This is a genomic window from Paenibacillus sp. FSL R10-2748, from assembly GCF_038005565.1.
Classification (GTDB): domain Bacteria; phylum Bacillota; class Bacilli; order Paenibacillales; family Paenibacillaceae; genus Paenibacillus; species Paenibacillus polymyxa_B.
The window spans coordinates 450,217-463,244 of record NZ_JBBOTK010000003.1 but is presented as its reverse complement, the minus strand read 5'-3'; the positions used below and the strand labels follow the sequence as shown (position 1 = coordinate 463,244).

12 protein-coding genes are annotated in these 13,028 nt (G+C 52.2%); 1 reads left to right on the top strand and 11 read right to left on the bottom strand.

Features of this window, described 5'->3' with window-relative positions:
- Positions 1 to 59 precede the first annotated feature (59 nt).
- Positions 60 to 698, bottom strand: a complete 639-nt coding sequence (locus NSS66_RS12030) for a ThuA domain-containing protein (RefSeq protein WP_023990782.1) — start codon at positions 696 to 698, stop codon at positions 60 to 62.
- Positions 699 to 1,137: 439 nt separating this feature from the next.
- Between NSS66_RS12030 and NSS66_RS12025 the strand changes: the two genes are divergently transcribed.
- Positions 1,138 to 1,587: an AbrB/MazE/SpoVT family DNA-binding domain-containing protein gene (locus NSS66_RS12025; protein WP_023990783.1), complete on the top strand. Its 450-nt coding sequence runs from the start codon at positions 1,138 to 1,140 to the stop codon at positions 1,585 to 1,587.
- A gap of 135 nt (positions 1,588 to 1,722) precedes the next feature.
- Here the strand turns inward: NSS66_RS12025 and NSS66_RS12020 are convergent, their stop codons facing one another.
- The 10 genes from NSS66_RS12020 to cobJ all read right to left on the bottom strand — a co-directional run bounded on the left by NSS66_RS12020 (position 1,723) and on the right by cobJ (position 13,027).
- The gene (locus tag NSS66_RS12020; protein ID WP_068938977.1) at positions 1,723 to 3,183 is read right to left on the bottom strand and encodes a cobyrinate a,c-diamide synthase; all 1,461 of its coding nucleotides are present in this window, start codon (positions 3,181 to 3,183) and stop codon (positions 1,723 to 1,725) included.
- Entirely contained in the window at positions 3,176 to 4,264 is a 1,089-nt protein-coding gene (locus tag NSS66_RS12015; RefSeq protein WP_075154872.1) for a cobalt-precorrin 5A hydrolase, read from the bottom strand. The genes NSS66_RS12020 and NSS66_RS12015 overlap by 8 nt, the downstream gene beginning before the upstream one ends.
- Positions 4,257 to 5,051 (bottom strand): precorrin-4 C(11)-methyltransferase, encoded by a 795-nt coding sequence (gene cobM / locus NSS66_RS12010; protein WP_023990786.1) that lies wholly within the window; start codon positions 5,049 to 5,051, stop codon positions 4,257 to 4,259. The genes NSS66_RS12015 and cobM overlap by 8 nt, the downstream gene beginning before the upstream one ends.
- Complete coding sequence (gene cobI / locus NSS66_RS12005; RefSeq protein ID WP_023990787.1) at positions 5,048 to 5,764, bottom strand: precorrin-2 C(20)-methyltransferase; 717 nt, start codon at positions 5,762 to 5,764, stop codon at positions 5,048 to 5,050. The genes cobM and cobI overlap by 4 nt, the downstream gene beginning before the upstream one ends.
- Before the next feature lie 31 nt (positions 5,765 to 5,795).
- Complete coding sequence (gene cbiE, locus NSS66_RS12000) at positions 5,796 to 7,052, bottom strand: precorrin-6y C5,15-methyltransferase (decarboxylating) subunit CbiE (RefSeq protein WP_340958999.1); 1,257 nt, start codon at positions 7,050 to 7,052, stop codon at positions 5,796 to 5,798.
- Positions 7,045 to 8,190, bottom strand: coding sequence for a cobalt-precorrin-5B (C(1))-methyltransferase (locus tag NSS66_RS11995; RefSeq protein ID WP_023990789.1), 1,146 nt, complete (start codon positions 8,188 to 8,190; stop codon positions 7,045 to 7,047). Before NSS66_RS11995 ends, cbiE begins: the two co-directional genes overlap by 8 nt.
- A 74-nt stretch (positions 8,191 to 8,264) precedes the next feature.
- Positions 8,265 to 8,909, bottom strand: coding sequence for a precorrin-8X methylmutase (locus NSS66_RS11990; RefSeq protein ID WP_013312413.1), 645 nt, complete (start codon positions 8,907 to 8,909; stop codon positions 8,265 to 8,267).
- A gap of 379 nt (positions 8,910 to 9,288) precedes the next feature.
- Positions 9,289 to 10,068, bottom strand: coding sequence for a precorrin-6A reductase (gene cobK / locus NSS66_RS11985; protein WP_053326309.1), 780 nt, complete (start codon positions 10,066 to 10,068; stop codon positions 9,289 to 9,291).
- Entirely contained in the window at positions 10,065 to 11,138 is a 1,074-nt protein-coding gene (locus NSS66_RS11980) for a sirohydrochlorin chelatase (protein WP_279833572.1), read from the bottom strand. The genes cobK and NSS66_RS11980 overlap by 4 nt, the downstream gene beginning before the upstream one ends.
- A gap of 92 nt (positions 11,139 to 11,230) precedes the next feature.
- Complete coding sequence (gene cobJ, locus NSS66_RS11975; RefSeq protein ID WP_053326311.1) at positions 11,231 to 13,027, bottom strand: precorrin-3B C(17)-methyltransferase; 1,797 nt, start codon at positions 13,025 to 13,027, stop codon at positions 11,231 to 11,233.
- Position 13,028 lies beyond the last annotated feature (1 nt).

Sequence of the window (13,028 nt, the reverse complement as noted above, 5' to 3'; positions counted from 1 at the left end):
AAAGGGGAGCCGCATAAAGCTCGCAGCTCCCCTTCCTCAATGAATGGAATGATCTATGTTTAACCTGGAAAGCGTCCAGCCCACTTGGCAGCCTGAAGCAGCAGCTTGCGGTATCCCTCGTGCTGGAAGCTTGGCTGATTATGTCCAGGCATCAAATAGACGACCCGACCCAAGCCATAGGACAGTGACCATGCCGCCGGCCACCACTCGCCCTCGTGTTCATATTCCATCAGTAGTGTTTTTTCAGTGAATGGATCAAAGTCAAAACGATACGGTTCCTCTTGGATCTCAAACGGCTCGATTCCTTCCATAATCGGATGATCCGGCGCCGTTACTTTGAAGGAAAGTGGTCCGGCAGCCGGATGCCGCAAGAAACGCGCCCCCATTAATTGTGCAATCTCATACCGTCCTTGCAATGTGATTCCGTTATGCAGCACAAGCAATCCACCCCCGCCGCTAACATAGGACAGCAATCCTGCTGTTTGTTGAGGAGACAGGACCTCCTTGCGGCTATCACAGTACGAGATACATAGATCGAATGGGGTTAGATTTTCCTTGAGCAGCATTTTACGATTCTCACTGCATTGTACGGTCATCCAATCCTGTAAAATATGGCTAATCTCTTCGTCCACCCCTTGCAGCGGGTGAAACTCCGGATACGAATAATCTCCTAACAACAATGCTTTTCTTTTTTCCATGATAAATCCTCCTTGCCTGACTTGTATATAAGGACTTTAAAGGCGGGACCCGTGTCATTTATTCTTGTTTGTGGGGTCAAAACGCTCAGAAAATTCCGTTTGGCCCTCATCCATTTCCCATAACACCGCCATCATTGTCCGAGCTACGGCATATATAAATAATTCTACAGACGGCCTATTAAATCCTTTAGCAGAAGATTATAGCATATATGTTCGCTCGGGATAAACTTATTTAAAACTTATTCAAAATTTATAAATCTGAACGATGGCGATTCGGCCTGTTTATGGTATACTCGTAAGAAAAAAAGTGCGTCCATGCTTGATTAACAATAAAGGGCCGCTTTTTGTAAGAATTTATGCTTGCGGTTATAGAATTGATAAGAATTGCCTCAAACCTTATACATTCTATAAATCTTAAAAAACCGGGGAGGTTGCATGAATGAAAAGGACTGGAATGACCCGGCCCTTGGACAGCTTGGGGCGAATTGTGCTACCTAAAGAGTTGCGCATGACGATGGAGATTGACATCGGCGATCCATTAGAGTTTTTTATTGAAGACCAGACACTCATGCTCCGTAAGTACAAATCAACCAACTGTATTTTTTGCGGTGCGGTTGATACCAACACCTACTTTAAAGATCAGTTTATCTGCGATGAATGTGCAGCCTCGATGAAAACGGAAGATTTACTTCCGGTCACAGCGACTGAAACCCATTCACCCCCACTTAAGCAAAATATGCATATGAAAAAAATTTATCAGCGCACGGACGTTATTTTGGAGAAAATGAGAGAGCTTATGGAAGAACATCCAGCATCTTCACAAAAACAACTCGCCTCCATGCTTGGTGTGAGTCAGGGAAGGATTTCCCAACTGAAAAAGCTCATGTAAGCGAATCACCAAAAAAGTAATGTATACGCTTCCAAACTATGTAAGGTTTAAGTCTATTGATATTTAGAAAAGCCGGACCCTTTAGGGGAATCGGCTTTTTTTCGTTTTTATGAAGTAGTGGACTCGTTTGCAAAACTATTGACCGTAAGCCTGGCATTGTTCCACCCAGCGTGCTGCCGCTTTGGGAAGAGAAGCGAGATGAACATGCGTGTAGGCTGCCAAAAGGTTCCCTTTCGCATAGCCCTCGCTCTGGAGACCACGCATCCCCTTGGTTTGATAGGCGTAGGAGTAGGGGACGGATGATTCATCATAGTGCATGACAGAATAATGAAATTCATGTCCCCGAATGGTCTCTCCAGCCTCCAGCAGCAAGCAATCCTGCAAAGCGGTTGCTTCCCGGTATCCCAGTGCGGCCCGTTTCTCTTGCATGCGGACGTCCGACGGAATAACCCCGGCCATGTGATGGGCATTACCCATACGATCCGTAAGTGTCCGTGCCAGTACCATATAACCGCCGCATTCGGCGAATACTGGCATATCCCGGCTCACCGCGTTGCGGATATCTTCCAAAAAGCCCGTATTTGCAGCGATATCTGCGGCAAACTCTTCGGGGAAACCGCCGCCCAGGTATAGGCCGCTTGCCTGCTCAGGTACGCGTTCTCCCGCCAGAGGACTGAAATAGACAATCTCCGCTCCCGCCTGACGTAGCAAATCCATATTTTCCGGGTAGTAAAAATTGAACGCCGCGTCTCTGGCGACGGCGATGACGGGACGTTCCCCGGTATCAGCTTCATGCCCTGCTGATGGAAGCCAATCCGGGGAAAACAACGGTTGTGCGGGCAGAGACAACGGCGGAGCCGAATCTGCCAATGCCCGCAGTGCATCCAGATCCGTACCCACGCGGATCAGCTCTGCCGCCCGTTGGAAAAGCGGCTCCAGCTCGCCGCGTTCCACAGCAGGCACTAATCCCAGATGACGCTCGGGAATATCCAGCCCGTCATCACGCTTTAACCAGCCGAGCACGGGGATGCCGCACTCCTGCTCAATCGCCTTTTTGACGATGCCATAGTGCCCTTGGCTACCGCAGCGATTCACAATTACGCCCACAATGCGCAGCTTGGGCTCCAAGCGCTGAAAGCCGAGCACAATAGCGGCGGCGCTTCGTGCCATACTGCGCACGTCGACCACCAGCAATACAGGGCTGTCCGTCAGCATGGCGATCTCAGCGGTCGAGCCGGTGTTGCTGAGCGGGTCCTTGCCGTCATACAGCCCCATGACGCCTTCAATCACGGAAATATCCGCGCCTTCGGAAGCACGGATAAAGATTTCACGCACCGTATCTGGTGAGGTCATCCATGAATCCAGATTACGGGAAGAAGTCCCGGTCGCGGCAGTATGATAGGTCGGATCAATATAATCCGGTCCGCACTTAAACCCCTGCACTCGCAGGCCGCTGGCGGCGAACGCCTTCATCAGCCCGAGGGTAACCGTCGTTTTGCCTGCGCCGCTGCCTGTGCCAGCAACAACAATACGGCTTCTGCGCGTAGCGGCAGATGGATCAGACTGTACAGCAGCCTGCTTCATGACGTCAGTCATAGGAAACCCGCGCTACAGACAACGTCATATTGCCGCTTTTTTTCTTCTCCAGCAGCCAATGGTCTGCACCAGAAGACAACAAGGCTGAAGGTTCGCTGACCCCATATGCGCCAGTGTATTTGAAGACGGTTTCCGATGGATTGGGAAGCTGCACCGTATTCAGCTCTGACGGAGTATACGTCACCAGTTCCCAACCGTATTTGGCGCAAAGAGCAAGTAAGCCCTCTTCGTCCTTTTTCAGATCAATAGTGGCAATATTCCGTACGCTTTTCACGGACAAACGCAGTTCTTGCAAGGTGTCCAGCACACCCGCCTCCAGCTCCTCTAATGCAGTCCCACGGTTGCAGCCGATGCCAAGCACCAAGCTTTTCGGACGGTACAGCACGCCATTAGAAAGAAGCTGCTCCTCTTCCTCCGGCTCCAATAAACGGTCACTCACGACCAACGCGGCGTTAAATGGTTCTTGTAATGCTTCTGCCGTCGAAGCATATACCTTGATATGTCCAGGTACAGGCTTGTCATAACGCCACCAGTTCCGTTCGCCTGTCTCTTGTATGAGCGCAACAGGCTCCTCGTTCACAACAGCGGCGCTCACAGGAGTGGCCTTGTCGAAGCTATCGACCACCCAACCCAATTCCCGACCAAACATGTCCACCGGAATCGTGCCCTGCACGTCTGATGCAGTCGTGATTACAGCACGTGCGCCTAGTACAGTCGCTACATGGCGGGTCAATTCATTGGCGCCACCCAAATGGCCAGACAATACGCTAATGACATGCTCGCCGCGATCATCAATGACAACTACCGCTGGGTCTACCTTTTTATCCACCAAAATTGGTGCAATCATACGAACTACTGCACCGAGAGAAATAAACAAAATAATACCGTTATATTGTTTAAATAAATCCGGCAAAATCAGCTTGACCGAGCCTTCGAACAACTGAATGCCACGCTCCTGCTCGTCGCCACGCTCAAACTTGGACATGTAATACACATCCGTGCCCGGAAAGCTGGCTCCCAAATTGCGGACCATTTCCACTCCATGCTTCGTGATCGCCACAGCGGCAAATGGATTACTCACTGGGCTTCACTCCCTTCCGATAGCCATGGGTGAACGACTTGTCGTACAGCTTGGAACGATGCGCGTCCTTGTCCACCAGTCCCGGGTCCAGCGCCCAGCCTGCCAGAATCATGGCATGCATCGTAATACCTGCTGCACGCAGATCAGCTGGCAATTGGGCAAGCGTCGTGCGTACGATCTTTTGATCCGGCCAGGTCGCTCGCTGTACAACCGCTACAGGTGTGTCCTCGCTCCAGCCTGCCGCCAGAAACTCAACGACTACCTTCTTCGCCAGCGTTGCGCTGAGGAATAAGGCCACTGTGCAGTGATGGGATGCCAAATCACGCAACTTTTCCCGATCTGGTACAGGTGTACGGCCTTCGGCACGTGTCAGAATGACGGTCTGCGTCAGGTCAGGCACAGTTAGCTCTGCACCCAACACGGCCGCAGAAGCAAAGACCGAGCTGACGCCCGGCACGATTTCGTATGCTACTCCGCGCTGCTTCAGCAACACCATCTGCTCCAAAATGGCTCCGTACACTGCCGGATCGCCTGTATGTACGCGAGCTACGCTGCGTCCAGCCTGCACAGCCTCGCTCATGATCTCGACCTGCCGCTCCAGATCCATGCCTGAGCTTTGCAGTACCTGCGCCTCTGGTTTGGCCGTGGCAATCAACTCGTCGTTCACGAGTGAATCCGTGTACAATACCACATCGGCCGTGCGTAGAATCCGGGAGCCTTTGACAGTAATCAGCTCCGGGTCGCCGGGACCTGCTCCTACGATATATACTTTTGGCTCCAACGTCATTTGCTCACCACCATTAAACTCAAATATTCAAGTTCCTGTCCGCGCAGCTCACGTGCGTTGCGCCATACCATTTCATAAGGAGAAGTGACCTTGGTAATGACAGAAGCACGGTCCCCAAGATGGAGTTCATCCAGCACATCCAAAATCAAATCCAGCACCTTGGCAACCTTGATAAACACGACCGTATCGTGATTCTCAATCGCCCGCTTCATCGCTTCCCGATCATCCGTAGCCGGAATAATACCGACCTGCTGATCTCCGTCTGCCAAAGGCAATTCCAGCGCTGCCGCCGCCCCCAACACAGACGAAATGCCCGGAATAGATACAATCGGCACCTCAGGATGGAGATCCTTCATGAGCCGTGCCAAATGAATAAAGGTACTGTACAGATTAGGGTCTCCCTCTGTGACAAAGGCTACATCCTTGCCTTGACTCAGTGCCTCCCAGCAAGCAACCACCGTTTTGTTCCATTCACGCTCCAGTACAACCGGGTCCTTGGTCATTGGAAAAATGAGTCCCAGCATCTCCTTTTCCTCCGGGTTGACGTACAACTCCACGATCTCGTGAGCATACGACTTACCTCCCCGGCGTTTCTTCGGATAAGCCACAACTGCACATTCCTGAATCATGCGATACGCCTTGACTGTAATCAGCTCGGGATCACCCGGCCCCACGCCTACGCCGTAAAGTGTTCCTGTTGCCGCTGTATTCATGCTGTCTCTCTCCCCCTCTTGAATTACCAGCTTACTCCCCTGCTACTTCATCAGCCACGTCCACCACCGGCTGTCCTGTAATAACATATATCGGATTGAGTCCATCAAAACGAGTCATATTCAAAATCGGCTTGCTACGCGCTGTTTGCAGTAACGTCACCGAAGTATCGAGTCCTGCTGCTTGCATCGCCTTCATACCGTCATGCAACGTCTCAATCGTTGCAGCATTCACTACAATTCGTCCATCCTTACGTAGACGGGAAGCACACAGACGAATCAGCTCAGCCAATTCTCCCCCGCTCCCACCGATAAACACCGCATCCGGGTCTGGCAGATCTTCCAATCCGGCAGGCGCTTTGGCATGAATGACCGGGAAATCGGTACGGAATTTGATTTTGTTTGCTTCGACATTAGCCAGATCGCCTTCATTCTTCTCAATGGCAAATACTTGCCCATACCTGGCCAGCCGCGCACATTCCACCGCTACAGAGCCGGAGCCTGCGCCGATATCCCATACGATGCTTCGTTCGGTCAGACGCAGCTCGGACAAGCTGAATACGCGTACTTCACGCTTCGTGATCAGCCCTTTTTCCGGCTTGCGCTGGTGAAATTCCGCATCCTCGAAGCCAAATCCCCGACGAATTGCAGGCACGTCTTCTCCCTTACGGTGGCGTAAAATAACCACATTCAATGGTTGGAACGTTCTCTGCGCCATCTCTTCCAGCGTATAATGCTGATACGCCTCATCCGGTCCGCCCAAATGCTCGCCGACAAAGGCATCATATTCCGTCATGCCATAATGCAGCAAATAGGCAGCGACTGTGGCGGGATGATTTCGGTCATCCGTCAGCAGCGCGACCTTGTTCTGTCCGTCGATCCGCTGCGCCAATCCGGTCATCGGACGGCCGTGTACGCTTTCCAGCACCGCATCCTGCCAGCTTTCACCGAGACGCGCAAACGCCAGCTGAACCGAGCTGAGATGCGGCAAAATATCCAGATGTTCAGCCCCCAGCTTGGCAGACAAATAACCTGCAATTCCAAAAAAAAGCGGATCGCCTGACGCAAGCACGACAATATCCTTGTCCTTGCGCAACCGTCCCAATTCTTCTACCACGGCAGATAAGCCGCTCTTTAATGTTCGTTTTCCCCCTGCGAATGCCTTGAAAAAGGCTAGCTGGCGTTCTCCACCAACCAGCAGGTCGGCACGCTCAATGTGCTCCAGCGTCTCCTGCGACAGACCTGCCGCTCCATTTTCACCGATACCAATGACACGAATCACTCTACTCACCGACTCTCGCCCTCCCTAGCACGTTCCCTTTCATCGTTACCAGTACCATTTCCACGACAATTCCACCACCTGCATGGTCCAGACAATGCTGACATCCATAGGTACACAGCTTTTCAAAAAAGCTCAGCGCATTCGCTTCGGTCATCATATCTGCCACCTGCGTAGCTGTATTCGCCTCTGCCACTGCCGCTGCAAGCGACTCGTCCACACCTGCTTCACGCGCGACCTCAGCCAAAAAGCCAAAGTCCACCGGAGCGCTCTTGGAGTGAACCATCATGACACCTTGAGCTACCTTCGACAGCTTGCCGGGCATACCGACGAGAATAATCTTTTTCATTCCCAGCCGTTTCCCGTGCTTAATGGCAAATCCGACAAAATCCCCCATCTGAATAAAGGCCTCTTCCGTCAGCTGATCGTACATTTGCATGGCATATTTTTCACTGCTGCCACCTGTGGTCAGGACTATTTCCTGGCAGTTCATCGCTTGCGCAACCGATATGGCCTGCACGACACTGGCTTTATAAGCTGACGTAGAAAACGGAACGACCACACCACGCGTGCCTAGTATGGAAATACCGCCAAGAATGCCAAGTCGCCCGTTCAACGTTTTCTTGGCAATTTCTTCACCGTCCGGTACGCTGATGACGACACGGACACCTTTGGCCGATCCGTGCTCTTCAAGCACGCCTGTCACAGCCTCCGTAATCATCCGGCGCGGCACCGGATTAATCGCTGCTTCCCCGACAGGCACAGGCAGACCGGGCTTCGTTACCCGCCCCACGCCGATGCCACCGTCCAACTCAATGCCCGGCTCCTCGCGCCAGCTAACAGAGGCGCTAATTCTCGCCTGATGCGTGGCATCTGGGTCATCGCCACCGTCCTTGATCGTCGTGCAGGAAGCTTCGTCCGCGTCCAACACAGGCTCAATCAGCTCAAACGCATGATCAAAGCCCGCGGGCAGCGATATCACTGCTTCCTTCGGCGGAATGCCCGTGATAAGTAGTTGTACCGCTCCTTTGGCCACTGCAGCCGCACAAGCTCCAGTCGTAAAGCCTGACCGCATTGGCTTGTCCGGTGCGGGAGCTTCACCGCTTTTCATCCGTTTGGGCCTGTCGACGGACGCCGCTTCCTTTTCCATGCCAATTCCTCCTTAACCTCTTCTGCTGATCATGTTCCAATTCATTTCATGATACAGCAAACGGACAACCGCATCTAGCGGACAGCCATTAAGGAGATCGCATTCAATGCTGCTACGACAATTGTACTGCCGCCCTTGCGTCCAATATTCGTAATGAACGGAATATCCAGCTTGCGCAGCTCGTCCTTGGATTCTGCCGCCGAGACGAAGCCTACGGGCATGCCAATTACCAGTCCGGGCTTAGCGGCTCCTTCTTTCACCAGACGAATTAACTCCAACAACGCTGTCGGTGCATTACCAATGGCATAGATACCGCCTTCGCCCGCCTGAATCGCTTTGCGCATCGAAATAATGGCGCGTGTCGTATTCAGCCTTTTCGCTTCTTCCATGACGTCAGGGTCAGATATGTACACATGCACATCCCCACCAAATTGACGGATACGATCCTTGCTCAGCCCAGCTTGAATCATTTGCACATCCGCCACTACCTGCTGTCCTGCGCGAATAGCTGCAACCCCGGCTTCAATCGCTTTTGGATGAAACACCATGCTGCGGCCCAGCTCAAAATCAGCAGATGCATGAATGACACGCTGTACAACGGGATATTGCTCTGCTGTAAAAGGATGCTCTCCCAGTTCTTCTGTGATCATCTCGAAGCTTTTGCCTTCAATCTCCTGCGGCTGTACCGTTAGCGGTTTGAAATCTGTTTTAAAATCCATCGTATCGACCACTCCCTTATGGAAAATCAGAAAATTAAATTAGCTTAGAACATTAAAGTTACCTATTGTTCCACTACGCAGTCGGATGGTGCTTCCCATCGCCACCGCCCCCGGATTCCTTGAATAAAACCTATGATCAGCGTAGAAATCCGGGGACAAAAGCGACCGCTACGCTTGTACAGCACCATTCCGACTACTCCGTTTTATGTTCATTTTTCAAGTTCGTCTTATATAGGGAAAATGACATTCATGTTAAGGAGTTACAAACACCTCTACACAAAAACTGCACATTTTAAGATGACTATATTTTAAATACACGCCAGAAATCGTTCTGAATTCATCGGATTGACTGGACCGACCAACTTCATAGGCTTATGTCTTAAAGCACAGACTCCTCTTTGTCTATACGCAGTGCGTCGATGACTCCGTCGAAATGATCAAATACTGTGCCAAATTCCACTTCCGGCCTGGAAATCAAAAGTACGTGAATCCCCAGCTCCAATGCAGATTGAACCTTTTCATCCACTGCTCCCGTGCGTCCGCTTTCCTTGGTGACCATCACGGTCGTGCCATAGTGCTTGTACAATGCTTCATTCATCTCGCGGGAAAAGGGTCCCTGCATGGCAATAATATTCTTTTGCTCCATGCCCAGTTCGCTGCATTTCTCCATATTGTCCAAGCGCGGCAGCATGCGTGCAACCAGACGAATCTCCGGGTCTCCGAGTAAATGCTTGGTGAACGTGCCGAGCGTCTTACTGCCTGTCGTAAGCATTACAGAGCCTTTGAGTTGCTTCGCTTCTAATGCGGCCTCTTCATAGGAAGACACGATGTGGAGCAACGGATGATTGTCATATACCAGTCCCGTTCGCTCGTAGCGAATATAAGGAACTCCGGATACGCGAGCGGCTGTCATCGCATTCGCATGTGCTTCTTCTGCAAAAGGATGACTGGCATCAACGACGGCCAGTATTCCCTGCTCCCGAATCATTGCAGCCATTTCATCGGCTGTCATTCGGCCTGTACGTACGTCTAGTCCCACTTCGGACAAGCTGGCTGCCGCGCTTTCGGTTACGACCGAGGTCAATACGTTGAAGCCATTGTCACGGATTTGCAGCGCCAATTCCCGAGCGTCGCTCGTTCCGCATAGCATGAATATCATGAGCCCTTCACCTGCCCGCTTCCGTTCACTACAGATGGCGTATGTGAATGCTCGTGATGGTGATCATGGTCATCATGGCTGTGAGCATGGACATGCTCATGAGTGTGATCGTGGCTGTGTGTATGGTGATCATGATGATCGTGCTCATGTGCATGATGATGATGTTCATGGTCGTGCTCATGCTCATGATGGTGATCATGATCGTGATGGTGATCGTGGTGATGATGGTGGTGCTCCTGCGCCTCCAGACGGAACTGGCAGTTATCACAATTGGCCGTAACCTTGCCAAACAAGCCTTCCTTAGCTCGCTCCAGCACCAGTTCAATCAATTGGGGATGGAAACCAAAATATCCGCCCATCTCCACTTGTAATGTAGGGTGAGCCTCGGCAAATTCCTGGGTCATTTCTCCGATGCGCTTAATCAGCACACCCGTGAACAGAAAATAGGGAAGCACGATAATCTTTTTGGCCCCCAATCGTACACAACGCTCCAATCCATCGGGAAAAGAAGGCTGCGTCACACCGATAAAGCTGCTCTCTACCCACGTATAAGAAAGCTGCTCCCACAGCATACGGGTGATTTTGAAAAAGTCACTGTTCGCATCTGGATCGCTACTTCCGCGTCCTAACACAAGTACCGCCGTTTCTTCGTCGGATACCTCGGGAAATGCCTCTACAGCGCTATTCATTCCCGCTGGAATCGCAACCGGACGGGCCTCTTTCAAGCGGCTTTGCAGAATGCTGACGATTTTCTCGTGAACGCCAATCGGGCGTCCGTATACAAATTCCACCTGCGGATATTTTGCTTTTGCCCGGTCAATAGCCATCGGAATATCAATTTTGGCATGTACCGCTGCGAACAAGATAATCGGAATAAGAACGACACGCGTCGCCCCTTTCTCCACACATGTTTGCATCCCTTCAGCAATGCTGGGACGTGCCAACTCCAAGAAACAGGTTTCCACGCACATATCCGGTACCCGGTCTGCCACTGCCTGTGCAAATTCCAGCAGCTCCTGGTTCCCCTCCGGGTCCCGACTTCCATGTCCAACCAACAATATTGCATCCACTGCTGTTTTTTCCTCCTCTTTAATAGGGATAACCTGCATGACGCCCTATTTTATATATATGCTTGTATCCAGTTCATCAGGCCTTCATTCCATTAATCACCACAAACCGCATTCACTTCTACCGTTGCTGGTGCATCTTCATGCCGGAAACCCGCAACGACACCTACACGTTTAAAAAATTTATGAAAACGCTCATTCGGATGCCCTTTTTCCTTATATTCAGCAATGACGTTCTCCACGATATCAGTAATCTGATCACCCGGAATTCCTTCCGCTACAGGCTGAGCAGCATGAGCATTGCGGCCGAATTTTTTGCCGCCGAGGAAGAGATCGTATCCTCCCTTGCGATAGACGATTCCGATATCCTCCAGCACCGCTCCATAGCAAGCCATACCGCATCCGTTCAATGCAATACTCGTTTCCTTGGGTGCCTGTAATCCGCCAAGTACAACCTGTAGATGCTCAGCCACAGGTACAGCGTCATCCTTCTCCATATTACAGAAGTCGCACGCCTTCACCTTAAACACATCGCCAATCGGCATGACAATGAATCGTTCATCCCGCAGCCGTCCGACCAGTTCCTCGGGGTCTGCACACGGCACGCGCAGCACGATCTGATGATCTGGCGTGTATTCCAGCTCGCCGTCATCACCCGCTACCTCGGCGAGCAGCGCCATCTGACGAGCGGTGAACTTCTTGTTTCCCACACCCGGGGAAACGCCCACCTCAAACAGCGCAGGCTTGCCAAAGCCGCCTGTCGCCATTCCAGCCGTAGCCCCCGCTCCGGCCACCGCTGACGTTCCGGCGGTGCTCTCGGCGGTAGGCGCTTGCCCGCTCCAGCGAGCGTTGGCTGCGCCAGGCAGCTTGCCGCCGACAGCGAGGCGGCTTAGTGCCTCTGCCGCCAGCGATGCCGGGGCTGCGCCGGTTTGCACAGCATTCGTTGCCTGCACGGCAGCCATCGCTTGCGGGCGTGCCTGCGTCGCAACCGCAGCGCCGCTCGCGGAGGGTCCAGCGGGCGTAGTCGGGGCTGCGCTTGCCTGCGGTGTATCCTCTTGTGCGCCCAGCGACCACGGCTCCGCTTCCGTGCGGAGACGCTGGTGCGGCTTGAGTGCCTGCTCGGTCGCATCTAATGTGTATTTGCGCTGATATCCGCGCGGAGTCACGATCAAGCCGTCATACACTGTCGTCGAGGAATTGCCGATGATTACAGTCGTCAGCATCCCAATGTCATGGTTCAGCATATCTTCCAGCGTCGTTACAATAACTTGCTGACGTTCACGATAAGCACTTTTCACCAACCCGACTGGAGTTTGCGGATCGCGGTAACGCAGCAAAATGGACTGCGTCTCCACAATCTGGCGGGTACGCCGACCACTGCGCGGGTTGTATAATGCAATCACAAAATCGGCCGAAGCCGCTGCTTCTACGCGCTTCACAATCGTTTCCCATGGGGTCAGATGATCACTCAGACTGATCGTGCACGCATCATGCATAACTGGCGCCCCCAACAGTGATGCACAGGACTGAATAGCCGAGATCCCCGGTACGACTTCTACCTCAACCCCGTCCTCGCGTCGCCAGCCTTTTTGCATCAGCACCTCATACACCAGCCCTGCCATACCATAGACTCCCGCATCTCCACTGGAAATGACAGCTACCTTCTTGCCCATCTCTGCTTGGCGAACCGCCTCCTGTGCACGGCTCACTTCCTCTGTCATTCCTGTGCGTACAATCTCCTGTCCGTTCAACAACGGACGGATCAAATCAACGTAGGTATTGTAGCCGATAATGACCTCACTTTCGGCCAGCGCATCCAGCGCCCGTTTTGTGATATGTTCCATATCTCCTGGTCCAAATCCAATCACCAGCAATTTTCCTAATGGGCTCATC